The organism is Pseudomonas sp. IT-P44, assembly GCF_949768225.1.
Lineage (GTDB): Bacteria > Pseudomonadota > Gammaproteobacteria > Pseudomonadales > Pseudomonadaceae > Aquipseudomonas > Aquipseudomonas migulae.
This window is the reverse complement of sequence record NZ_CATKQM010000041.1, coordinates 15,415-36,726: the sequence shown is the minus strand read 5'-3', so window position 1 is coordinate 36,726 and position 21,312 is coordinate 15,415. Positions and strand designations below refer to the sequence as shown.

23 protein-coding genes are annotated in these 21,312 nt (G+C 60.8%); 14 read left to right on the top strand and 9 right to left on the bottom strand.

What is annotated here, in order from left to right; translation table 11 throughout:
* Positions 1-48 precede the first annotated feature (48 nt).
* The 3 genes from ACM6IO_RS20925 (at position 49) to ACM6IO_RS20915 (ending at position 1,352) form a co-directional block, all read left to right on the top strand.
* A complete protein-coding gene (locus ACM6IO_RS20925; RefSeq protein WP_008045188.1) occupies positions 49-534 on the top strand; it encodes a DMT family transporter in 486 nt (161 codons plus the stop codon).
* Positions 534-989, top strand: a complete 456-nt coding sequence (locus tag ACM6IO_RS20920; protein WP_008035175.1) for a DMT family transporter — start codon at positions 534-536, stop codon at positions 987-989. The genes ACM6IO_RS20925 and ACM6IO_RS20920 overlap by 1 nt, the downstream gene beginning before the upstream one ends.
* 198 nt (positions 990-1,187) lie before the next feature.
* Positions 1,188-1,352, top strand: a complete 165-nt coding sequence (locus ACM6IO_RS20915) for a metallothionein (RefSeq protein ID WP_414912149.1) — start codon at positions 1,188-1,190, stop codon at positions 1,350-1,352.
* Positions 1,353-1,454: 102 nt separating this feature from the next.
* On the opposite strand, the gene ACM6IO_RS20910 is transcribed toward ACM6IO_RS20915, so the two are convergent.
* On the bottom strand, positions 1,455-1,682 hold the full coding sequence (locus tag ACM6IO_RS20910; RefSeq protein ID WP_008035177.1) for a DUF6555 family protein: 228 nt from the start codon (positions 1,680-1,682) through the stop codon (positions 1,455-1,457).
* Positions 1,683-1,828: 146 nt separating this feature from the next.
* Here ACM6IO_RS20910 and ACM6IO_RS20905 point away from each other — a divergent pair, with 146 nt between their 5' ends.
* The 3 genes from ACM6IO_RS20905 to ACM6IO_RS20895 all read left to right on the top strand — a co-directional run bounded on the left by ACM6IO_RS20905 (position 1,829) and on the right by ACM6IO_RS20895 (position 3,944).
* A complete protein-coding gene (locus tag ACM6IO_RS20905) occupies positions 1,829-2,599 on the top strand; it encodes an AraC family transcriptional regulator (protein WP_414912148.1) in 771 nt (256 codons plus the stop codon).
* Positions 2,600-2,782: 183 nt separating this feature from the next.
* Positions 2,783-2,956 (top strand): DUF1427 family protein, encoded by a 174-nt coding sequence (locus ACM6IO_RS20900; protein WP_008035179.1) that lies wholly within the window; start codon positions 2,783-2,785, stop codon positions 2,954-2,956.
* A 31-nt stretch (positions 2,957-2,987) separates the two neighbouring features.
* The gene (locus ACM6IO_RS20895; protein WP_008045193.1) at positions 2,988-3,944 is read left to right on the top strand and encodes a quinone oxidoreductase family protein; all 957 of its coding nucleotides are present in this window, start codon (positions 2,988-2,990) and stop codon (positions 3,942-3,944) included.
* 141 nt (positions 3,945-4,085) lie between these two features.
* Here the strand turns inward: ACM6IO_RS20895 and ACM6IO_RS20890 are convergent, their stop codons facing one another.
* A complete protein-coding gene (locus ACM6IO_RS20890; RefSeq protein ID WP_008045195.1) occupies positions 4,086-4,760 on the bottom strand; it encodes a hypothetical protein in 675 nt (224 codons plus the stop codon).
* Positions 4,761-5,128: 368 nt separating this feature from the next.
* Between ACM6IO_RS20890 and ACM6IO_RS20885 the strand changes: the two genes are divergently transcribed.
* From ACM6IO_RS20885 to hemB, 3 genes are all read left to right on the top strand, one after another.
* Positions 5,129-5,827 (top strand): glutathione binding-like protein, encoded by a 699-nt coding sequence (locus ACM6IO_RS20885; RefSeq protein ID WP_207286210.1) that lies wholly within the window; start codon positions 5,129-5,131, stop codon positions 5,825-5,827.
* A 33-nt stretch (positions 5,828-5,860) separates the two neighbouring features.
* Entirely contained in the window at positions 5,861-6,703 is an 843-nt protein-coding gene (locus ACM6IO_RS20880; protein ID WP_192228923.1) for a PhzF family phenazine biosynthesis protein, read from the top strand.
* Positions 6,704-6,939: 236 nt separating this feature from the next.
* Positions 6,940-7,914 carry a porphobilinogen synthase gene (hemB, locus tag ACM6IO_RS20875; RefSeq protein WP_008045200.1) on the top strand — a complete coding sequence of 325 codons (975 nt, stop codon included), beginning with the start codon at positions 6,940-6,942 and terminating at the stop codon, positions 7,912-7,914.
* Positions 7,915-8,038: 124 nt separating this feature from the next.
* Here hemB and ACM6IO_RS20870 read toward each other — a convergent pair whose 3' ends face one another.
* Positions 8,039-9,574, bottom strand: coding sequence for an FAD-dependent oxidoreductase (locus ACM6IO_RS20870; protein ID WP_226299988.1), 1,536 nt, complete (start codon positions 9,572-9,574; stop codon positions 8,039-8,041).
* A 279-nt stretch (positions 9,575-9,853) separates the two neighbouring features.
* On the opposite strand from ACM6IO_RS20870, the gene ACM6IO_RS20865 reads away from it, so the two are divergent.
* Positions 9,854-10,948, top strand: coding sequence for a DUF1615 domain-containing protein (locus tag ACM6IO_RS20865; RefSeq protein ID WP_414912147.1), 1,095 nt, complete (start codon positions 9,854-9,856; stop codon positions 10,946-10,948).
* Positions 10,949-11,026: 78 nt separating this feature from the next.
* Here the strand turns inward: ACM6IO_RS20865 and ACM6IO_RS20860 are convergent, their stop codons facing one another.
* Together ACM6IO_RS20860 and ACM6IO_RS20855 are read right to left on the bottom strand one after the other, a co-directional pair.
* On the bottom strand, positions 11,027-11,389 hold the full coding sequence (locus ACM6IO_RS20860; RefSeq protein ID WP_008040440.1) for a hypothetical protein: 363 nt from the start codon (positions 11,387-11,389) through the stop codon (positions 11,027-11,029).
* Between the two features lie 177 nt (positions 11,390-11,566).
* Positions 11,567-12,361, bottom strand: coding sequence for a DUF4349 domain-containing protein (locus ACM6IO_RS20855; protein WP_414912146.1), 795 nt, complete (start codon positions 12,359-12,361; stop codon positions 11,567-11,569).
* 146 nt (positions 12,362-12,507) lie between these two features.
* Between ACM6IO_RS20855 and ACM6IO_RS20850 the strand changes: the two genes are divergently transcribed.
* Entirely contained in the window at positions 12,508-13,131 is a 624-nt protein-coding gene (locus ACM6IO_RS20850) for a glutathione S-transferase (RefSeq protein WP_207286205.1), read from the top strand.
* Positions 13,132-13,247: 116 nt separating this feature from the next.
* Here ACM6IO_RS20850 and ACM6IO_RS20845 read toward each other — a convergent pair whose 3' ends face one another.
* On the bottom strand, positions 13,248-13,688 hold the full coding sequence (locus tag ACM6IO_RS20845) for a CBS domain-containing protein (RefSeq protein WP_007944798.1): 441 nt from the start codon (positions 13,686-13,688) through the stop codon (positions 13,248-13,250).
* Positions 13,689-14,012: 324 nt separating this feature from the next.
* Here ACM6IO_RS20845 and ACM6IO_RS20840 point away from each other — a divergent pair, with 324 nt between their 5' ends.
* Positions 14,013-16,373: a DNA polymerase II gene (locus ACM6IO_RS20840; protein WP_414912145.1), complete on the top strand. Its 2,361-nt coding sequence runs from the start codon at positions 14,013-14,015 to the stop codon at positions 16,371-16,373.
* Here ACM6IO_RS20840 and ACM6IO_RS20835 read toward each other — a convergent pair.
* The 3 genes from ACM6IO_RS20835 to ACM6IO_RS20825 all read right to left on the bottom strand — a co-directional run bounded on the left by ACM6IO_RS20835 (position 16,338) and on the right by ACM6IO_RS20825 (position 19,307).
* Positions 16,338-16,808, bottom strand: a complete 471-nt coding sequence (locus tag ACM6IO_RS20835; protein ID WP_414912144.1) for a DUF1810 domain-containing protein — start codon at positions 16,806-16,808, stop codon at positions 16,338-16,340. The two genes, ACM6IO_RS20840 and ACM6IO_RS20835, sit on opposite strands and share 36 nt — an antisense overlap.
* Positions 16,809-16,837: 29 nt before the next feature.
* On the bottom strand, positions 16,838-17,659 hold the full coding sequence (locus ACM6IO_RS20830) for an aldo/keto reductase (RefSeq protein ID WP_414912143.1): 822 nt from the start codon (positions 17,657-17,659) through the stop codon (positions 16,838-16,840).
* Between the two features lie 499 nt (positions 17,660-18,158).
* The gene (locus ACM6IO_RS20825) at positions 18,159-19,307 is read right to left on the bottom strand and encodes an aldose epimerase family protein (RefSeq protein ID WP_414912142.1); all 1,149 of its coding nucleotides are present in this window, start codon (positions 19,305-19,307) and stop codon (positions 18,159-18,161) included.
* Positions 19,308-19,555: 248 nt separating this feature from the next.
* Between ACM6IO_RS20825 and ACM6IO_RS20820 the strand changes: the two genes are divergently transcribed.
* Both ACM6IO_RS20820 and ACM6IO_RS20815 read left to right on the top strand, forming a co-directional pair.
* Positions 19,556-20,305 carry a hypothetical protein gene (locus ACM6IO_RS20820; RefSeq protein WP_414912141.1) on the top strand — a complete coding sequence of 250 codons (750 nt, stop codon included), beginning with the start codon at positions 19,556-19,558 and terminating at the stop codon, positions 20,303-20,305.
* 220 nt (positions 20,306-20,525) lie between these two features.
* Entirely contained in the window at positions 20,526-21,311 is a 786-nt protein-coding gene (locus tag ACM6IO_RS20815; protein ID WP_008033636.1) for a sulfite exporter TauE/SafE family protein, read from the top strand.
* Position 21,312 lies beyond the last annotated feature (1 nt).

The following is a 21,312-nucleotide window of genomic DNA, read 5'->3' as shown; positions in this document are numbered from 1 at the left end:
TCCTACAGGCGACCGTGTAGTTCATTTGGAAATGGGTAGGTCTCTGTTATGCAATCTTCTTCAATCGATATCGCTGTCACACCAGCAACCCAACCCGGGTTGCGGCTTTTGCTGCTGCCTTTGGTGATCCTGGCCGGTATGGGCCTGTCCGTGGAGGCCGGTCTGCTCGGGCCGCTGGGGGTTCAGGTCGGTCACTTGTGGGCGACGTTGAGCATCTTCGGCGTCGGCTCGGCGATCCTGTTTTTCCTGCTGTTGCTCAGCGGCCCGCAAAAGGGACCGGCCTTCAGCGACCTGCCGCGCTGGCAGTTGATCGGCGGTTTTCTCGGGCCGATCTACGTGGTGGTGCTGACCCTGGCCACGCCGTACATCGGCATTGCGATGACGATGATCGCGATCCTGTCCGGGCAGGTCGGTAAAAGCGTGCTGATCGACCACTTCGGCTGGTTCGGCGCCACTCGTAAAAAGGTCAACGGTGAACGTTGGCTGGCCTTGCTGCTGATTGTGGCGGCACTTGTTCTGATTGCGCGGGGTTAATGATGAATCTGATTATTTTGTTGGCGGTGGTCGTGGCTGCCGGTGCGGTGTTGAGTGTTCAGGCCGCCATCAATGGGCGTCTGGGCGAAACGGTCGGTGTGCTGCGCAGCAGTTTGTTGACGTTCGTGGTGGGTGCGGTGAGCACCGGGTTGCTGATCCTGTTTTTCGAGCCGGCCCAGGCCATGAGCCTGCTGGACGTGCCGAAATGGCAGCTCAGCGGCGCGCTGTTCGGCGTGGTGTACATGATGGTGATGGTGGGGGCGGTGCCACGGGTGGGTACGGCGGTGGCGACGGTCGCGGTGATCGTCGGGCAGTTGGGCATGGGGATGCTGATCGATAACTTCGGCTGGCTGGGCAACCCGCAGATCGAACTGTCCGGCAGCCGGATACTGGCGATGGTGTTGCTCGGGTTGGCGCTGGTGTTCATGTATCGCAGCAATACCCGCCAGGCCTGACCGCTTTCGCTTTCCTGTAGGAGCGAGGCTTGCCCGCGAAGCAGATGCCGCGATCTAAACAGTTACATCGCGTTATCGTTCTTCGCGGACAAGCCTCGCTCCTACAGGTTTGGGCTGCGTCGTCTGTGGCAACTTCTACACTGGTGAGACGGGTTGTAGCTTCAAGCCCCGACGACCACCACCTGAGGAGTCAGACTCATGATTGACAGTGAAGACATCTGCGACTGCCCGAAATGCAACTGCAAACTGGGCCAGCATCCGATCGCACGTCACGGCAAGCACTACTGCTGCGAAGCCTGCGCCAAACACCATGAACACGGTGAAGAATGCGTGCACAAAGACTGCAAGTGCGCTCAACACTGACTGTGTAGGAGCAAGCTTGCTCGCGATGCAGGCGCCGAGGTTCTTCAGGCTGACCGCGTTATCGTTCATCGCGAGCAAGCTTGCTCCTACAGAAAAGCGTCGTCAGCTTGCTGGTCGCCAAGTGACATTTTCCACGCCGAATTTTTCCGCCATCGGCTTGCTGGTCTTTTGCACTTTCTCCCTTCCAAAGCGCGGGATCCGGCCCACGCCGGCGTCGCAACTCGCCCAATGCCAAGCCTGCGCATTGTCCATTTTGTCCAGGCGAATGATGAAAGACTTTGGGACGCCATGAAGGGTGTATTCAATGACGAAAAGTTTTGCGTTATTCATAAAGCCCGTATTCCTCCCTGTGGTAATAGAAGGATCGTCGGCGGTACGGAAAATTCATTCGGATTGTCAGACGGCTGCGGCCAGTGGCGACGAGGCCTGCGGCTGGTTACCATGGATTTTCTGAAAACCCCCGATGAATGCTGACCATGGCCCTTGCCGCGCCCCCCGACCTGAGTGACACCGATGTGCCCGTGCAACCGCTGGCGCGCACCTATCCGCGCGGGCTGTTCATCGAGCCCCACGAGCATGTCTGGGGCCAGTTGTTGTATGCGATGAGCGGGGTGATGTGGGTCGAAACGCCACATGAGGCGCTGGTAGTGCCGCCGCAACGGGCGGTGTGGTTGCCGCCGGGTGTGCCTCACGGCATTCGCGTGGTCTCGGACCTGCAGATGCGCAACATCTACCTGCGTCCGGCATTGGCGGCGACGCTGGACGACACGGTCCAGGTCATCGAAGTGGGCGGGTTGCTGCGTGAACTCATCGTCGGGCTGGTGGAGCAGGGCGACGACGGCGCGCCGGAGTATTACGAGGCGCTGGTCGGGCTGGCACTGCTGGAACTGCGGCGAGCCAGGCGTTCGCTGCTGAAAATCCCGATGCCGGATGATTCCGACCGGCGCCTGATGAACCTGTGTCAGGCCGTCATGGCCGCGCCATCGCTGGACGTTTCCTTCGAACAACACGCGCAAAACGCCGGGGCCAGCGTGCGCACCCTGGCGCGGCTGTTCAAGGACGGTCTGGGCATGGGCTTCGCCGAGTGGCGGCGACAAGTGCAACTGGCGACTGCGGTCGCGGAGCTGATCCAGGGGGCGCCGGTCAGTGCGATTGCCCGGGAGCTGGGCTACTCGCCGAGCAGCTTCAGCGACATGTTCCGTCGAGAACTGGGTGTCGCGCCCTCGCAGTTCTGCACGAACCTGTAGGAGCCAGCTTGCTGGCGATAGCATCCTCAAATTTTGCATCGCCCTCGCGTCAGCTATCGCCAGCAAGCTGGCTCCTACAGGTTATTGGGGGTGGTTTGGCCGGAATTCAGAAGCACTTGGCCGATGCTCGCGGATGCCGGCCTTTAGACTTTGGGCATCCCTCAATTGCCCACGGAGTCTGCCATGAGCTACCTCATCTCGCTGGTCATCGGTCTGGGCGTCGGTCTGCTTTACGGCGCGCTGGATTTTCGTTCCCCCGCACCACCGGCCATCGCGCTGGTGGGCCTGCTGGGCATGCTCGCCGGTGAAAAGTTGTGGCCCATGGGGCGGCAACTGGTCACTGGCTGGATCTCCTGAATTCCCTTTCCCCTGTTGGATGGACACTCCCATGAAAGCATTGCAGTTCGACAAAACCGGCGACCTTTCGGCCCTGCGCTATGTCGAGGTTCCGACCCCCGTGCCCGGCGCCGATGAAGTGCTGGTGCAAATCAAGGCCGCCGGCCTCAATCCCAGTGATGTGAAGAATGTGCTGGGGCGTTTTCCCTACACCACGTTGCCGCGCATTCCCGGGCGTGATTTTGCGGGTGTAGTCGTCGAAGGCCCGCAGGCGCTGATCGGTCAGGAAGTGTGGGGCACCGGCCGTGAACTGGGCTTCTTCGCCGACGGTTCCCATGCGCAATTCGTCAAGCTGCCGGCCAACGGTGTGGCGCGCAAACCGACGCACCTGAGTTTTGCCCAGGCCGCCAGCCTCGGCGTGCCTTACACCACGGCGTGGGATGCGCTGGAGCGCAGCCTGGTAAACGCACAAACGCGGTTATTGGTGATCGGTGGCGGGGCGGTCGGCAGTGCTGCGCTGGCGCTGGCCAAGGTGCGTGGCGCCCAGGTGCTGGCGGCGGCGCGTCGGCCGGAGCAGGTCAAGGACTTGCAGGCCCAGGGGTATCAGACGTTGCAGCTGGATAAACCCGAGGATTTGGGCGCGCAGGTGAATGCGGTCTACACCGGCGGCGCCGACGTGATTTTTGACACCACCGGGTTCTGGCTACCGGCCTCCGTTCCCGCGTTGGCCGCGTTCGGTCGCATCGCGATCATCGCCGCGCCGGTGGATGGCCAGGTGCAATTGCCGGCCCTGGCGCTGTATCGCAAGGGCGGTTCGGTGGTGGGGATCAACTCGTTGCTATACGGCGTGCAAGCGTGCGCGGCGATGCTCGATCAGTTCGGCCGGTTCTTCGACCAGGACCTGTTGCCGTTGCCGCAAGGGTTGTTCGAATCGCCACTGGCCGAAGGGCTGGAACGTTATGCCGAAGTGAATCAGGGTAGTGGCGACAAAGTGATTTTGCTGCCATAACCCAAACCTGTAGGAGCCGGCTTGCTGGCGATTCAGGCAACTCGGTGCAACGGGAAGACCGAGGTGTCTGCATCGTCGGAACGCCGCCCGCAGCAAGCCGGCTCCTACAGGTCTGCGCGGGTCGAACAGCGCGACCAGCCCTTATGTCGGGCAGGTTTCCCGGCCGTTATCCAGGCCTTGCTTGTAGCTGTGGCTCTGCAGGCTGGCCTTGCCGTTGTGCCAGGTCAGGGTGAGTACATACAGCGAGTCGTAGTCGCTGGACTCCCAGTCATCGGTGATGTTCTGTTTCTTGCCGACCGCTTCGCCGGCGACCTTGTTGATCAGCTCGGGCAGATAGCCGTGGGACCACGCGGTGTAGATCACCGAGTTGTGGTACTTGTCGTGCAGCAGTTCGTCGGCCAGGTCACTGGTGTCATTGGCCGAGAAGTTGATGTTCACCGGCAAGCCGAGCTTGATGGCGCTGGGGCTGATGGTCATCAGGGGGCGAATGTAGCTGTAGGAATTATCCAGCTCGCCTTCCTCGACATTGCGCGTCGGGTTGGCTGCAAACACGTAGTTGGCCTTGCCGAATTTTTCCGGGAGCAGGGTGGCCAGGTCGATGGCGCGGTTCAGGCCCTGGCAATTGAGCTGGCCGAGGCCGCCGGCGGGTTTTTCCGCGTGGCGCAGGAAGACCAGCGTCTGGGTGCCGTCAGCCGGCTGGGCGCGGCTTTCACGGACTTCCAGCGACAGGAACAGCGCACTGATTGCCAACAGGGAGGGCAGCACAATATAAGCGCGATGTTTGAAGCGTTGGACCAATTTCATAAGGTTCATCATGGAATAAGGGATTCTTCAGCGCATTCGGTTAAGGCTGACAAACCTTTACACCACGCGCTCCCAGCGTCGGGTGTTTTCCATGTCGATGATCCGGTCCGTTTCCGAAAGGGCAACACTCAGAGTCCACTGAGGCCCGTTTGGTTCGATTCCGGCGGCATGCGCAGCAATGTACCGATAACCATGAACGGGTTGGAGCAGAGGTTATCGACAGGATGTTGCGGATTTATGGACACAGTACACGGGGCGGTCGCAGGAGAAGACTGCAATCCATTGATCTTGGTAATCATCAATATCGATACGCCGTACGTCGCAGCCTGCGGCCACTCACACTATGATCGTGCCTCTCAATCTCTTCGTGGATCCATGCGATGACCGATCTGTCTGCTTTCCCTATCACCCAAAAATGGCCAGCCCAATACCCAGAGTGGATTCAGCTCTACTCGTTGCCGACCCCCAACGGCGTCAAGGTCTCGATCATGCTCGAAGAGATCGGCCTGCCCTACGAGCCGCATCGCGTGGGCTTCGACACCAGCGACCAGCTGTCGCCCGAGTTTCTGTCGCTGAACCCCAACAACAAGATCCCGGCGATCCTCGACCCCCACGGGCCGGACGACCTGCCGCTGCCGTTGTTCGAGTCCGGGGCGATTCTGATTTACCTCGCCGACAAGAGCGGGCAGTTGCTGGCCCAGGAATCGGCTGCGCGTTACGAGACGATCCAGTGGTTGATGTTTCAGATGGGTGGTATCGGGCCGATGTTCGGCCAGCTCGGTTTTTTCAACAAATTCGCCGGCAAGGACTACGAAGACAAACGCCCTCGGGATCGTTATGTCGAGGAAAGTAAACGTTTGTTAAAAGTCCTTGATGGACGTCTGCAGGGGCGCGACTGGATCATGGGCGAGCGCTACACCATCGCCGATATCGCGACATTCCCGTGGGTGCGCAACCTGATCGGCTTCTATGAGGCGGGCGATCTGGTGGGCATCAAGGATTTCCCGAACGTGACGCGGGTGCTGGAGCGCTTCCTGGCGCGGCCGGCGGTGATGCGCGGGCTGGAAATTCCCAAGTAAGACCTTTCGAATCCACCAAGACCAAGGCAGGCCATGCACGCATTCGATTTCAAGCAAGTAGATGTCTTCAGCCGCGTTGCGCTCAAGGGCAATCCGTTGGCCGTGGTGTTCGGCGCCGATGAGCTCAGCGATGAGCGCATGGCGGCGTTCGCCACCTGGACCAATCTCAGTGAAACCACGTTCATCCTCGCCCCGCAGGACCCTCGGGCCGATTACCGGGTGCGGATTTTCACCACCCTGAACGAATTGCCGTTCGCCGGTCACCCGACCCTGGGCACCTGCCATGCCTGGCTCGAAGCCGGTGGGGTGCCCAAGGGCGAGGAGATCATTCAGGAATGCGGCGTGGGCCTGGTGCGGGTGCGCCGGCAAGGCGCGGAACTGGCCTTTCTCGCACCGCCACTGCTCAAGACCGGGCCGGTGCAGGCGGAGCTGCTGGAGCGCGTGCGACGCGGGCTCCGACTGGAACCGGGCGCCATCGTGCGGGCGCAGTGGGTCGATAACGGCGCGGGCTGGCTGGCGGTGATGGTCGAGGATCGCCAGCAGGTGCTGGACCTGCAACCGGACCATTCGCAGATGCTTGGCCTCGCGGTCGGTGTGATTGCGCCGTGGCATCCAGAGCGTGACGGCGATGACGCACAGTTCGAAGTGCGGGCGTTCATTTCCGGCGACGGCATGCCGGAAGATCCCGCCACCGGCAGCCTAAATGCCGGCATCGCCCAATGGCTGCTCAGCGAAGGGCTGGCGCCGGCGTCTTATGTGGTGAGTCAGGGCCTGACCATGGGGCGGGCCGGGCGCATTCAGGTCGATCAGGTGGGCGATGAGATCTGGATTGGTGGTTCCGTGGTGACCTGTATTTCCGGAACCATGACGCTGTAAAACCTGTGGGAGCGGGCTTGCTCGCGAAGGCGTCGTGACATTCAACATCCATGTCGACTGACACGACGCCTTCGCGAGCAAGCCCGCTCCCACAGGGTTTTATGGTGGATGCGGTGATTATTGCTGCAGCGGTAACGGTTTTTACTCCGCTGAGGTTTGTGCCCGGCGGCGAACTGGGCATAAGCTTTCGCCCCCTTACGACTTTCGTCTCGTCCCCCGATTTTTCAGGAAAACCCATGTCCAGCCAGTTCCCCGAAGCACGTCCACGCCGTCTGCGCCGCAATGCGAGCCTGCGCAGCCTGTTCCAGGAAACCGAGTTCAGCTTGAACGATCTGGTGCTGCCGATTTTTGTCGAGGAAGAAATCGACGACTTCGTGCCGATCAAAAGCATGCCCGGTGTGATGCGGATTCCGGAGTCGAAACTGGCCGGCGAGATCGAGCGCTACGCCCGTGCGGGGATCAAGTCGGTGATGACCTTCGGCGTGTCCCATCATCTGGACAGCAGCGGCAGCGACACCTGGAGCGACAATGGCCTGGTCTCGCGCATGGCGCGCATCGCCAAGGACGCGGTGCCGGAGATGATCGTGATGTCCGACACCTGCTTCTGCGAATACACCGACCACGGTCACTGCGGCGTGTTGCACAACCACGAAGTCGACAACGACCAGACCCTGATCAACCTCGGCAAACAAGCCGTCGCGGCAGCCCGTGCCGGTGCCGATGTGATCGCGCCGTCGGCGGCCATGGACGGGCAGGTCCAGGCGATTCGCCGGGCGCTGGACGCCGCCGGTTTCACCCAGACCGCGATCATGGCCTATTCGACCAAATTCGCCTCGGCGCTCTACGGCCCGTTCCGCGAAGCCGGCGGCAGCGCACTCAAGGGCGACCGCAAAAGCTATCAAATGAACCCGATGAACCGCCGCGAAGCGGTGCGTGAATCGCTGATGGACGAGCAGGAAGGCGCCGACGCGCTGATGGTCAAGCCGGCCGGCGCGTACCTGGACATCATCCGCGACATTCGCGAGGTTTCGCGCCTGCCGCTGTCGGCGTACCAGGTGAGCGGCGAGTACGCGATGATCAAGTTCGGCGCACAGGCCGGGGCCATCGATGAGGACCGCGTGGTGCGCGAGAGTCTCGGCGCGATCAAACGGGCGGGGGCGGATTTGATCTTCACCTACTTCGCGATGGACCTGGCCCTGGCCGGGATCTAAACCCACCACAAACCCAAATGTGGGAGCGGGCTTGCTCGCGAAGAGGCCGTGTCAGTCAACATAGATGTTGAATGTCACGACGCCTTCGCGAGCAAGCCCGCTCCCACATTTGGACTGTGTTGAATCAGTGAGGGCCGAAATACGGTCGTATCCCGCGGTCCCGGAAGTACCGTTCGATCACCTTCGGATCCGAGCACGACTCGGCCACCGCCACGTAGGTATCCGGCCGCAACAAATAAAACCCGTTGCGCCCAAGGCCGGATGTTTCAAATGCCGGTCGCCAGTCAAACACATGCAACGGCAAGTGATGTTCATTGCACCAGGCAATCATTTCGTCGCTGGTGTCGCCGTACACATGCACCTGCCAGTTCGGGCACTTCAGCGGCCCGAAGTTATCCCCTTCACCATCATGTGCCCACGGCAAGCGGTCACCTCCGTGAACGTGCCCGGCGACGCCGGTGCTCAATGGCATTCCACGATAATTGAGGGTGATCTGCGACACCGTACGAAACAGGAATTCCCGGGAGGCCTCGAACGAAGCCATTTTCGGCAACAGGAACGGCGCCAGACGAGTACGCAGCAAATCCGCCATGCGTCCTTCGGCGGTGACAAAACTGAACACCCGGTCGGTGGTGGCGACCAGTTTGCGGGCAAAGGCGATGCGCTCGGTTTCATATGTGTCGAGCAGATGCGGGGCAGCACCGCCGCTCAACACGGCCGCGAGTTTCCAGGCGAGGTTGATGGCATCGCCGATGCCGGTGTTCATGCCCTGGCCGCCCGCCGGGCTGTGGACATGGGCCGCGTCGCCCAATAGAAACGCGCGACCGCTGCGAAAGTGATCGGCCACCCGATGATGCACACGGTAGGTCGAGAACCAGTTCACCTGTTCGATCTGCACCTTCAAGTGTTCGATGGCGCGGGTGCTGACGTCTTCGAATCGCAGGGTTTCCACGTGCTCGGCGCGTTCGTCACGAACGGTGCCGATCAACCGCGCGCGACCTTCGCCGGCAAGGGGAAACACCGCGAGAAAGTCTGCTTCATCGAGGTCCAGGTGCAGCTCGCCATTGAGCGCCGGCCCGCTGGCCTGCACGTCGGCCACGTAGAAAATCTGCTGGTAGGTGCCGCCGGGAAATCCGGTGTCGAGGGTTTTGCGCACCCGCGAGCGGGCACCGTCGCAACCGGCGAGGTAACAGGCCTGACAGGTTTCCTCTTGACCATCGGGCAGGCGCAGCCGCGCGGTAATGCCATCGCCGGTTTCTTCGAAGCTCTCCAGCTCGGTGTTGCGCTCGACCCGGATGCCAAAGGCTTCCAGGCGTTCAATCAGCAATTGCTCATGCTCGTCCTGGGGAAAAATTTCCAGGAACGCGTACGGCGTCAGGCCCTCGCCAATCCGGCCCAACGGCAAACGCGCCACGGGTTCGCCCTTGACCCAGAAGTTGGCCGCCGCCACGCGATGCCCTTTGTGTATCACGGCCTCGTTGAGGTCGAGCTGGCGATACAGTTCCAGTGTGCGCGCCTGCACGGCCAACGCCCGTGAAGTGGTGCCGGGGGCCGAGGTCTTGTCGATAATCCGCACGCGGATCCCCAGTTTGCTCAGCCACAGCGCGAGCACCAGACCGGTGGGGCCGGCGCCGATGATCAGTACGTCGCTACGGTTCATGCGCCTGTTCTCCCCTGGCGTCTTGGCTCAAGTATGGTCCAGCCAAAGAGGGCCGTCAGACAGCCCGCCCAACGGAAAAAGACCCTGTAGGAGCCGGCTTGCTGGCGATGAACGATAACGCGGTCGTCCTGATGCACCTCGGTGTTCCCATCGCCAGCAAGCCGGCTCCCACCGTTCAGTGTGTCTGTGCAGGGAACAGTGTGTCGCCGGCACAGTCATAGCCTGCGCCATGCGATTGATCGTATGGTTAACCCGGTTCAACGGATCTGATGGAGCGCCATGCAAGCCAATCGATTGATCACGAGCGTCGCGGCGCTGTTGGTGCTGGCCGGTTGCGGGACTCAGCGCACCCAGGAAGCCCCGGCCCGCACTCCCAAAGAGGTCAAGGCCGAGATCGTGCGCCTGCTGCCGGCGAAAACCGTTGATCGCCAAGGCTGGGCCACGGACATCTACGCGGCGTTTGCTGCGCAGAACATTTATCCCTCCACACAAAATCTGTGTTCCGTACTGGCAGTCACCGAGCAGGAGTCGACCTTTCAGGCGGACCCGCCGGTGCCGGGCCTGGGCAAGATCGCCCGAGAGGAAATCGACCGCCGTGCCGCCAAAGCCCACATCCCCGGCCTGCTGGTGAGCGGTGCGCTGCAAATACGTTCCAGCACCGGCAAAAGCTACAGCGACCGATTGAATGCCGCGCGCAGTGAAAAGGAACTGAGCGCGATCTTCGATGATTTCATCGGCAGGGTGCCCATGGGCCGCACGCTGTTCGGTGGTTTCAATCCGGTGCACACCGGTGGGCCGATGCAGGTCAGCATCGACTTCGCCGAGCAGCAGGCGCGGGGGTATCCGTACCCGGTGGACGGCTCGATTCGGCATGAAGTGTTCAGCCGGCGCGGCGGTATGTATTTCGGCATCGCCCACTTGCTCGGTTATCCGGTGAGCTACAAGCAGCCGCTGTACCGCTTCGCCGATTTCAACGCCGGTTGGTACGCCAGTCGAAACGCCGCATTTCAGAATGCGGTGAGCCGTGCTTCGGGGATTCCACTGGCGCTGGACGGTGATCTGGTGCGCTACGACTCGATCATGCCCGGCACCACGGAACTGGCCGTGCGCACCCTCGGCAAGCAACTGGGCATGCGTAACCCGACGATTCGGGATCAACTGGAGAAGGGCAAAAGCCTCGAACTCGAGGACAGCACGTTGTATCAGCGGGTTTTCGAATTGGCCGAGAAGGCCGAAGGCCGTTCATTGCCGCGAGCGGTATTGCCGGGGATTGCGTTGCAGAGCCCGAAAATCACCCGAAAACTCACCACGGCGTGGTTTGCCAAGCGGGTCGACGAGCGTTATCAGCGCTGCATGGCGCTGGCGGGGAAGTGACCGGTCTCAAAAAATGCATAAAAAAACCCGGCGGGTGAGGCCGGGTTTTTTGTCGAGTGTTGCTGCAAAGCCATTCATTCATACAGCGCGGCTTTCGATCAGACGGTCGGAACCACCTTCAGCGACGCGGTTTTCGATCAGACGGTCGGAACCACCTTCGGCAACGCGGTTTTCGATCAGACGGTCGGAGCCACCTTCGGCAACGCGGTTTTCAATCAGGCGGTCAGAACCACCTTCGGCGACGCGGTTTTCGATCAGACGGTCGGAGCCACCTTCGGCAACGCGGTTTTCGATCAAACGATCCGAACCACCCTCAGCCACACGGCTTTCAATCAACCGATCCGAGCCGCCTTCAGCGACAACCGGGTGAGCGGACGAAGCGGCAAAAGCGTTAACTGCAAAAACCGAGAAAGCGATGCTGAGGAAGAGTTGGCGTTTCATGGTGGTGTGCTCCGGGGTGTAGTTGTTTGGTATGGAGCTGATGGTACGCCGCACAATTTTTATGAGAACTTCATTGACGTGATGGTGAACATCGACGGCAGTGATGGAGCAGCTGACTCCCCGTGCGTAGGCGTGATGGTTCAGTTGTCGGCAGGCGGAGCGCGGTTGACGCCCGGCTCAGGTCCGACGCCGAACAAACTTGCGCCACAACCAGACCCACAGCATGAACAGCGGGAACGCGAGGATCAGGAAGGGCAGGGCGTAACTGGTTTTTTCCAGTGCATCGGCGGCGCCTTCGGCCAGGTTGTCGAGCAAATTGCTGAACGCCTGGCTCAAGTGCGACGAGCGACTGCTGGCGCCGGTCGGCAGGAACGACAACGTGACCCGATTGGTGTCCAGACGCCGCTGGTGCCCGGCGGCAATCTGCGCCAGGGCTTGCAGATCGTTTTCGATCCCGGCCTGCTCTTTGCTCAGGGTGATCAGATCGGTCACGCTGATGTCTTTGCGGGTCGCCAGTTCATCCAGGCGCTGCTGCTGAGCCTTGAGTCGTTCCTGGCGTCGGCGGGTGTCGTCCACGGCATCGGCGAGGTCTTCGGCGCTGGTGATCCGCTGACCCAGTTCGCCACCCTCGGCGGCCATCGCCACCAGCGGCTCGACGCCGGCAGGGGCAATGCGCAGGGTGATGTCGGCGCGGCCGGCGCCTTGCTCGATGCGCAAGACGTTGCAGGCGCCGAAGCGTGCGGTTTCGCACGCCTCACGGGTGGCCTGCAAGCGCGGGGCGATTTCTGCCTGGGGCAGCAATAGCTGCAATTCGTGTTCATAGGCGAGCATGGCCCCGCCACGCCCTTGTTCACCGGCTAGACTGGCCGATGACGAGTGGTCGCTTGGCGAGCAGGCACTTAGCGCCAGGCAGGCCAGAATGAAACCGACGGTACGAAAAGGTGCGGCGCGTTGGCCATCCTGTTGGCGCATGTTCTTTCCTTGAAGTGTGCTGCGGGGGTATTGGAAGAGAGCCCCGGGATCGCGCATCTTACCTGCATCGATCCGCCAGATGGCAGGGAACGTGACCTTTGCCCGCTCGTCTACCGACTACCTGTTCGTCTCGCCAGGAGCGCGATATGTATCAGCTATACGGACACCAGAACTCCGGCGCCGCCGCCATCGAAGCTGCGTTGGAGCTGTGCGAGATTCCTTACCGCTTCATCGACGTCGAGTTATCCACCGAGGCGGCCCACGCGTTGGAGAAGATCAACCCGCTGAAGCAGATTCCGACCCTGCAACTGCCTGACGGCAGCGTTCTCACCGAAAGTGCGGCGATCTTGATTCATCTCGGGTTGACGTTTCCCAAGTCGAAACTGCTGCCGAAAGATGCCGCCGAGCGCGATCAGGCGATCCGGGGGCTGGTGTACATCGTCACCAATTGTTATGCGGCAATCGGCATCATCGATTACCCCGAGCGCTGGTTGCTCGTGGCGGACAAACCCTCGCGTGACAACCTCATGGCCGGTGCTCGCGAGCGGTTGCACTGGAGTTGGGAGGTGTTTGCCGATCAGTTCTCGGGCGAGTTGTACCTGGGCGATGAGACGCCCGGTGCGCTGGATGTATTGGCGGCGGTGATCTCACGGTGGGCGGGCACCCGGGAGCATTTGCGCAGTGCGCGGCCCGGTTTTTCCGCCTGGCTTGAGCGAATCGACCGGCACCCGACGTTGGCACCGGTTTTTGCGCGGCATTGGCCCGTTTGAATATCACTGATGACCTGTAGGAGCGAGGCTTGCCCGCGAAGGCGTTGGGTCAGGCGACACGTTCATTGACTGAGTCGGCGCTTTCGCGGGCAAGCCTCGCTCCTACAGGGCTCGCATTACTCGCCGCGAATGTACTGCTCCAGCTGGCGAATCAGTTCTGCCTGTTCCGCAATCGCTTCCTTGACCAGGTCGCCGATCGACAGCAAGCCGATCAACTTGCCGTTCTCCACCACCGGCAGGTGGCGCAGGCGCCTGTCGGACATGATGCCCAGGCACGTATCGACGGTTTGATGGGTGTCTACGGTGATGACTGGCGACACCATGATGTCGCGCACCGGCGTGCCCACGGAAGAGCGGCCATGCAGCACCAGTTTGCGCGCGTAATCACGTTCACTGATGATGCCCAACACTTCGTCATTCTCTACCACCAGCAAGGCACCGACGTTCTTCTCGGCCATCTTCATCAGTGCTTCGAGCACCATGTGATCGGGTTTGATCTGGTGCACTTCCTGATTTTTCTGATCTTTCAACTTGAGCAGTTGGGCGACGGTTTTCATGGTGGCTTCTCGGGTGTTGTCGTTGTTCTTGAAGAATCGTAGACCCGAGCGCCGAGGGCAAGGCAGAAAACGGCAGATAACGCGCAAAAAACGCCATTCAGCCGTTTTTCTTCGATAAACCTCTCATTTTCGAACACCCCACCGACCTTGTAGGAGCCGGCTTGCCGGCGATAGCGGTGGGTCAGGCGACGTATTTATCGTTTGAACGGGCGCTATCGCCGGCAAGCCAGCTCCTACAAGGCTTCATTCCAATCCAGGCGTTCGCTGTTATCCCCCGCAATGCCGCGTAGAATTGCGTTCTGAATCAGATGTGAGGTTGCAGTGGTGGATTTACAGCGGGGCTTCGTCCTGACCCGGCATTGGCGCGATACCCCGGGCGGTACGGAAGTCGAGTTCTGGCTGGCGACCGACATCGGTCCCCAGCGTATTCGCCTGCCGCATCAACCGTCGGTGGCGTTCATCCCCGCCGAGCAGCGCGAGCAGGCTGAGCAGGTGCTGCACGGCGAAAAAAACGTCGAGCTCAAACCCCTGGCCCTGCTGGATTTCGAGCATCGCCCGGTGCTCGGTCTGTATTGCCAGCAACACGGTCAGCTGATGCGCCTGGAAACCGCGCTGCGCAAGGCCGGCGTCGATATGTTCGAGGCCGACGTACGCCCACCGGAACGCTACATGATGGAGCGCTTCATCACCGCGCCGGTGATCTTCGGTGGCACTCCCGATGCCGAAGGCCTGCTGCTCGACGCGCAGATGAAACTCGATCCCGACTATCGACCGACGCTCAGGCTGGTGTCCCTGGACATCGAAACCACCGCTCAGGGCGATCTGTATTCCATCGCGCTGGAAGGCTGCGGCGAGCGTCAGGTGTACATGCTCGGCCCGCCCAACGGCGATGACAGCAACGTCGACTTCCAGCTCGAATACTGTGAGTCGCGCACCCTGCTGCTGAAAAAGCTCAACGAATGGTTCGCCCGGCACGACCCTGACGCGATCATTGGCTGGAACGTCGTGCAGTTCGATTTGCGCGTGCTTCACGAACACGCCCGACGCCTGGCGGTGCCGCTGAAACTGGGGCGCGGCGGTGAGGAAATGCAGTGGCGCGAGCACGGCAGCCGCAACCATTACTTCGCCTCGGCCGCCGGGCGATTGATCATCGACGGCATCGAATCCCTGCGTTCGGCGACCTGGAGTTTTCCATCGTTCAGCCTGGAAAACGTCGCGCAAACCCTGCTCGGCGAGGGCAAGTCGATCAGCACGCCGTACCAGCGCATGGACGAAATCAACCGCATGTTCGCCGAGGACAAACCGGCCCTCGCCACTTACAACCTCAAGGACTGCGAACTGGTCACGCGGATTTTCGCCAAGACCCAATTGCTCACTTTCCTGCTGGAGCGGGCCAGCGTGACCGGTTTGCCGGCGGATCGCAGCGGTGGTTCGGTGGCGGCCTTCACGCACCTGTACATGCCGTTGATGCACCGCCAGGGTTTCGTTGCGCCCAACCTCGGCAGCAAACCTGCACAGGCCAGCCCCGGCGGATTTGTCATGGACTCGCAGCCGGGCCTGTACGAATCGGTGCTGGTGCTCGACTACAAAAGCCTCTATCCATCGATCATCCGCACCTTCCTCATCGACCCGGTGGGCCTGATCGAAGGGCTCAAGCATCCCGACGACAGCGAGTCCGTGCCCGGTTTTCGCGGGGCGCGTTTTTCCAGAACCCGGCACTGCCTGCCGGCCATTGTCGCCCGGGTCGCCGAGGGCCGCGAAACCGCCAAGCGCGAACACAATGCACCGTTGTCCCAGGCGCTGAAGATCATCATGAACGCCTTCTACGGCGTGCTTGGTTCCAGCGGTTGCCGTTTCTTCGATACGCGTCTGGCCTCGTCGATCACGTTGCGCGGGCACGAAATCATGCTGCGTACCCGCCAGTTGATTGAAGCCCAGGGGCACACGGTGATCTATGGCGACACCGACTCGACGTTTGTCTGGCTGCGCCGCGCCCATGGTCAACAGGAAGCAGCACAGATCGGCCACGCGCTGGTGGATCACGTCAATCAATGGTGGCGCGTGCATGTGCAAGAGGAGTACGGGCTGCAGAGCGCATTGGAGTTACAGTTCGAAACCCACTACAAGCGCTTTCTGATGCCGACCATTCGCGGTGCGGAGGAGGGCAGCAAGAAGCGTTATGCCGGGCTGGTCACGCGTGACGACGGCACTGACGAGATGGTCTACAAGGGGCTGGAAACCGTGCGCACCGACTGGTCGCTGCTGGCCCGGCAATTCCAGCAAGAGCTGTACACGCGAATCTTCCATCGCCAGCCCTATCAGGATTATGTCCGCGAGTACGTGCGCAAGACCTTGGCGGGCGAGTTCGATGATCGCCTGATCTATCGCAAGCGCTTGCGCCGGACCCTGGATGACTATGAGCGCAACGTGCCGCCGCATGTCCGCGCGGCGCGGATCGCCGATGACTACAACGATCAACAGGGCCGTCCGCGGCAATACCAGAACGGCGGCTGGATCAGCTACGTGATCACCGTCGCCGGGCCCGAGCCGCTGGAGATCCGCAGCGCGCCGATCGATTACGACCACTACGTCACCCGGCAACTGCAACCGGTGGCGGATGCGATTCTGCCGTTCGTGGATGACGATTTCTCAACCCTGATTGGGGGGCAGTTGGGCCTGTTTTGAGTCCAGCAGCGATAACGTCCAGTCATCCGGAATCCCATGGAAGTGCCGCATCAGCGCTTGCTGGAACAGGCTGTCATCCGGGGCGAACTGCGCGAACAGGGTCATCGACGAGCGGAACTTCAGGTTGTCCGGATGGCCGAAAATTTCGATGATGGAGCGTTCCGGAATATCCAGCACCAACTGCGTGCAGGTGCGCAGCCGTGGGCCCAGCTGCGCATGCTTGAGGTACGCCGAAGCCTCCTCTCCCGAGTGAATGGCATATCGTTGCGACATTTCGCTGCCGCCCAGGCCGATGAATTGCGGAAAGATGAACCACATCCAGTGACTGCGCTTGCGGCCTGCGCCGAGTTCGTTTTGCACGCGCTCGAACACCGGGTCCTGCGCCTGGATGAAGCGTTGCAGATTAAAGGCGTCGAGCTGATCGGTGCTTCTCATGAGAAGCCCTCTGACAGAACCGCGATGGCTCAGACCATGGCCAGTCGCTGTTTGCGTTGTGGCGCGTGAAACGCGTGGTCCAGCGCCTCCAGATCCCCGGCTACAAGCTTCAATTGCGCGGCATGCGCATTCAGTTGCACATGCTCAGGTCGGACCGCCTTGGGGATGGCAATGACTCCATCCTGCCGCAGAATCCATGCCAAGGCTACCTGGGCCGGTGTCGCCGCGTGACGGGCGGCCACCTGCTTGAGTGTCGGGTGAGCGAGCAAACTCCCGCCCTGGCCGATGGGACAGTACGCCATCAATGGCTGACGATGCTGTTGGCTCCACGGCAGTAAATCAAATTCTATTCCACGCTCCTCAAGGTTGTAGAGCACTTGATTGGTGGCGCAGGCCGGGGAGGCCAGTTCTTGCAGGTCATCCACGTCGAAATTGGACACGCCCCAACGGCCGATCTTGCCGGCTTCGCGCAGGCGTTCGAATGCCTCAACGGTTTCTTCAAGGGAGTACTGGCCGCGCCAGTGCAGCAGGTACAAATCAATGTAATCGGTGTTCAACCGCCGCAGGCTGCGTTCGCAGGCCTCGGGGATGCCCTTGCGGCTGGCGTTGTGCGGATACACCTTGCTGACCAGAAACATCTTGTCGCGCAGGCCGGCAATGGCTTCGCCGACGACTTTCTCGGCGCCCCCTTCACCGTACATTTCTGCGGTGTCGATCAAGGTCATGCCCAACTCGATGCCCAGGCGCAACGCGGCGACTTCCTCGCGGTGTCGAGCGCGATCTTCACCCATGCGCCAGGTGCCCTGGCCGATAACCGGTACGTTGATGCCGGCCAGTTCGAGAGTCCGCATGCAAAGCTCCTTGATGTCATTCGGTCGATACTTCGGTTGGCAGCAGAATAGCCCATGGGTTCCCCGGGCTGTAGGTGTCAACGATAACGCGGGCTGTCTGAATGAACGCGCCGTCCGGACGCTTTTCGCGGGCAAGCCTCGCTCCTACAGGGAATCGCGTTTGCTTTTGCTTCTCACCACTCATCAGGCCGAGCGTTAGCTCGCCTTCCGCTTTTGATCTGAGCGCCCCCTCGAGAGGCCGAGTGGAGGTTCTGCGTAGTGGGCAACCCGGCATGGATGCCGGGTTAGCCGCCCCCGGCCATGGATGGCCGATGGCGGCGGGCCCACGGAGCAGGACCGGAGCGAGGGCATGGCGAGCATTAGCGAGCCACCGAACGAAAGGGGCAAGAGCCCTTGGTTACTTGGGGCTCTTCCAAGTGACTCGCCGTAAGGGCGAAACCACGATCAGCCATCACCGAAATAATGGATATTCACCCAAGCGCTGATGCCCCCCAACGTCTTACCGAGCAGAAAACTTCAACACAGTACTCTGGGTATACGTCTTGCCCGGATCCAGTCGCGTAGACGGGAAGTTCGGCTGATTGGGCGCGTCCGGGTAATGCTGGGTTTCCAGAGTGAACGCGCTCCAGTGTGCGTAAGTCTTGCCGGCCTTACCCTTGACCGAGCCATCAAGGAAGTTGCTGGTATAGAACTGCACGCCAGGCTCAGTGGTATAGAGCTGCAAACGACGCCCGGACTGCGTGTCGCTGACATCGGCAGCCAGTTTGCCGAGGTCCCCCTTGGCATCCAGCACCCAGTTGAAATCGAAGCCACCCTGTTTCGGCTCAGCGAATTTCAGCTGCGGATGATCCGCCTTGATGTGTTTGCCAATGGCGGTGGGTTGGGTGAAGTCCATCGGCGTACCGGCCACCGGAGCCAGCTCGCCGGTAGGAATCAACTTACCGTTGACCGGCGTGTAGTGACTGGCATGCAAGGTTGCGACCTGTTGCAACACGTCGCCGTTACCCGCGCCGGCCAGGTTGAAGTAGCTGTGATTGGTCAGGTTCAGCACCGTCGGTTTGTCGGTGGAGGCCTTGTACTCAATGCGCAGCTCGTTGTTTTCGTTGAGGCTGTAGGTGACCTCGGTTGTCAGGTTGCCAGGAAAACCCATTTCGCCGTCCGCCGACAGGTACGTCAGCGTCACGCCCACTGAATCCTTGCCCTTCGCCGGTTTGGCTTTCCAGACATGTTTGTCAAAACCCTGCGGGCCGCCGTGCAGTGAATTCGAGCCGTCATTTTGCGGCACCTGAAAGCGCTTGCCATCGATTTCGAACGCACCGTTGGCCAGGCGATTACCGAAGCGCCCGATGGTCGCGCCGAAGTAGGCCTTGCCGCTCTGATAGCCCTGTACGTTGTCGAAGCCGAGCACCACGTCTTCGAGCTTGCCGTTTTTGTCCGGCACGGCAAGCGACTGCAGCGTCGCTCCGTAGGTGATCACGGTGGCCTGCATGCCGTGGCTGTTACGCAACACGTATTGTTCGACGGCTGTGCCGTCATTGGTTTTGCCGAAGGCTTTATGTTCGCTGGACAGACCATTGGCCTGGGCGGTGAGGGTGGCGATCATCAGGGACAGTCCAAGGACGTAGTGCGGGTATCTGGAATGAAGCATGGGTTACCTTCCTTTTTATTGTTTTTTAAAAGTAGTCATACTAAATGTCGATTATTAATTCGACAGGGAAGGATTTATAGCTTAATCGTGCGGCGTTGCAATTAAAAAGTATGACTAATGAGCTGTCCCCTTCACTTTGTTGGGAAAGGGCGGACTGCAGGTTCTGCACTTTTTCGCAATCCACGGCTCTACCCTTGGTCAGCCTGCGGCGATCCCCTCCGCCGGCCCATGCCCAAGTTCAAGCACCCATGGCCCGAGTTTTACCCCTCACCGCTGTGCACATCCGCCGCCATTGCCTGCTGCTCGCCGTTCTGTCGATGTTCTTCACGACCGGTTGCAGTCAGCAGCAGGGCCGGGACATCGTCAGCCAGTTTCGTGAAGGCAGGCCCCAGGAATTCCTCCAGACCAGCGTCGACCGCATGGCCACCCTGGCGATGCGTGACAACCTCGACAGCCTCTATTTGCTGATGGGCAAGCTCTACCTGCGCAACCCGCAGGAGCTGAAGAAGTCCGGCTTCCTCGACGCCCGCACCGCCGGCAAACAAGTGCGCCTGGCCATCGAACAGCAACAACCGCTGCCGACGCTGGGGGGCAAGAAGGATCTGGCGGCGCTGAATTACGCCATGAGCCCGGAGTTCCTCGGCGACCGGGTCGGCGCTTTCATCTACGCCATCGGCAGCATGCTGGTCACCGCTCACGGCAATCGGCTGGAGTTTTACATGACCGATGCGATCAACCCGGTCTTCGTCAGCAACGCTGCGCGCAACATCGAGAAAGCCACCTGGATCCTCAGCCAGCGGCAAAACAAAAACGGCGAGCCCTTGCTGTTTTCCAACGAGATCTCGGAGGAGGGCAGCAACCTGAGTTTTGCCGTGGAGTTCGGCAAGATCGTTGCGCGCCTGGACCTGCTGACCCAGATGCTGGACGAGCGCTACCGGCGGATCGGCCTGAACTACGCACAGAGCCTGTTGTTCCTCAATTTCCTCCCCGTCCAGTAAACCCCGACCCTGTAGGAGCCGGCTTGCTGGCGATAGCGGCATATCTGCAACATTGATTTGACTGACACACCGCAATCGTCGGAACGCCGCCCGCAGCAAGCCGGCTCCTACAAGGGAATGCGCGTGCAGGAATAACGATAGACCGCATCGATATAAGTAGTTATAAGAAAAATCGCTATGCTGCGGGCCAGTTTTTTCATGCGTTTTTGTGGGCGTGTTAATGGATTTCGTTAACTTCGGTTTGGTTGTGGCAGGTTTGGTGGTGGGGTTCATTGTCGGCATGACCGGCGTGGGCGGCGGCTCGCTGATGACGCCGATCCTGCTTTGGTTCGGCATCAATCCGGCGACAGCGGTGGGTACGGACCTGCTGTACGCCGCGATTACCAAATCCAGTGGTGTGCTGGTACATCGCAAGAACAAGAACATCGACTGGGCCATTACCGGTTGGCTGACGCTCGGCAGTGTGCCGGCCGTGGCGCTGACGTTGTGGTTCCTGAGCAGTTTGCAAACGTCCCCCGACGCGATGAACGCCATCATCAAACAGGCGCTGGGCTTTGTCCTGTTTGCCACGGCACTGGCGATTTTCTTCAAGAAACGCCTGCTCGACTTCGCCCACAAACGCGCCGGTGGCACCTACAACCCAAGCGGCAAACGCTTGAATGGGCTGACCGTGATCACCGGCCTGATCCTCGGCACCATGGTCGCCCTGACCTCCATCGGCGCGGGCGCCCTTGGCACCGTGGCGCTGTTTATCCTGTATCCGCTGTTGCCTACCCGCCGCCTCGTCGGCACGGAAATCGCCCACGCCGTACCGCTGACCCTGGTCGCCGGTCTCGGCCATGCGAGCATGGGCAACATGGATTGGCATGTGCTGGGCTACTTGCTGGTCGGTTCGCTGCCGGGGATTTACCTGGGCAGCCACCTGACCGGCCGCATCTCGGATGAGGTGTTGCGCCCGTGCCTGGCGACGATGCTGGTGCTGATCGGCTACAAACTGGCGTTCTAGG

Coding starts and splice junctions, on each gene's coding strand:
- ACM6IO_RS20905 (WP_414912148.1), top strand. CDS start 1,829: ATGGCCCTTGCCGCGCCCCCCGACCTGAGTGACACCGATGTGCCCGTG.
- ACM6IO_RS20920 (WP_008035175.1), top strand. CDS start 534: ATGATGAATCTGATTATTTTGTTGGCGGTGGTCGTGGCTGCCGGTGCG.
- ACM6IO_RS20895 (WP_008045193.1), top strand. CDS start 2,988: ATGAAAGCATTGCAGTTCGACAAAACCGGCGACCTTTCGGCCCTGCGC.
- ACM6IO_RS20860 (WP_008040440.1), bottom strand. CDS start 11,389: ATGAAACGCCAACTCTTCCTCAGCATCGCTTTCTCGGTTTTTGCAGTT.
- ACM6IO_RS20925 (WP_008045188.1), top strand. CDS start 49: ATGCAATCTTCTTCAATCGATATCGCTGTCACACCAGCAACCCAACCC.
- ACM6IO_RS20825 (WP_414912142.1), bottom strand. CDS start 19,307: ATGCTTCATTCCAGATACCCGCACTACGTCCTTGGACTGTCCCTGATG.
- ACM6IO_RS20890 (WP_008045195.1), bottom strand. CDS start 4,760: ATGATGAACCTTATGAAATTGGTCCAACGCTTCAAACATCGCGCTTAT.
- ACM6IO_RS20865 (WP_414912147.1), top strand. CDS start 9,854: ATGCAAGCCAATCGATTGATCACGAGCGTCGCGGCGCTGTTGGTGCTG.
- ACM6IO_RS20835 (WP_414912144.1), bottom strand. CDS start 16,808: ATGAGAAGCACCGATCAGCTCGACGCCTTTAATCTGCAACGCTTCATC.
- ACM6IO_RS20900 (WP_008035179.1), top strand. CDS start 2,783: ATGAGCTACCTCATCTCGCTGGTCATCGGTCTGGGCGTCGGTCTGCTT.
- ACM6IO_RS20845 (WP_007944798.1), bottom strand. CDS start 13,688: ATGAAAACCGTCGCCCAACTGCTCAAGTTGAAAGATCAGAAAAATCAG.
- ACM6IO_RS20820 (WP_414912141.1), top strand. CDS start 19,556: ATGGCCCGAGTTTTACCCCTCACCGCTGTGCACATCCGCCGCCATTGC.
- ACM6IO_RS20855 (WP_414912146.1), bottom strand. CDS start 12,361: ATGCGCCAACAGGATGGCCAACGCGCCGCACCTTTTCGTACCGTCGGT.
- ACM6IO_RS20870 (WP_226299988.1), bottom strand. CDS start 9,574: ATGAACCGTAGCGACGTACTGATCATCGGCGCCGGCCCCACCGGTCTG.
- ACM6IO_RS20910 (WP_008035177.1), bottom strand. CDS start 1,682: ATGAATAACGCAAAACTTTTCGTCATTGAATACACCCTTCATGGCGTC.
- ACM6IO_RS20880 (WP_192228923.1), top strand. CDS start 5,861: ATGCACGCATTCGATTTCAAGCAAGTAGATGTCTTCAGCCGCGTTGCG.
- ACM6IO_RS20830 (WP_414912143.1), bottom strand. CDS start 17,659: ATGCGGACTCTCGAACTGGCCGGCATCAACGTACCGGTTATCGGCCAG.
- ACM6IO_RS20915 (WP_414912149.1), top strand. CDS start 1,188: ATGATTGACAGTGAAGACATCTGCGACTGCCCGAAATGCAACTGCAAA.
- ACM6IO_RS20850 (WP_207286205.1), top strand. CDS start 12,508: ATGTATCAGCTATACGGACACCAGAACTCCGGCGCCGCCGCCATCGAA.
- ACM6IO_RS20885 (WP_207286210.1), top strand. CDS start 5,129: ATGACCGATCTGTCTGCTTTCCCTATCACCCAAAAATGGCCAGCCCAA.
- ACM6IO_RS20815 (WP_008033636.1), top strand. CDS start 20,526: ATGGATTTCGTTAACTTCGGTTTGGTTGTGGCAGGTTTGGTGGTGGGG.
- hemB (WP_008045200.1), top strand. CDS start 6,940: ATGTCCAGCCAGTTCCCCGAAGCACGTCCACGCCGTCTGCGCCGCAAT.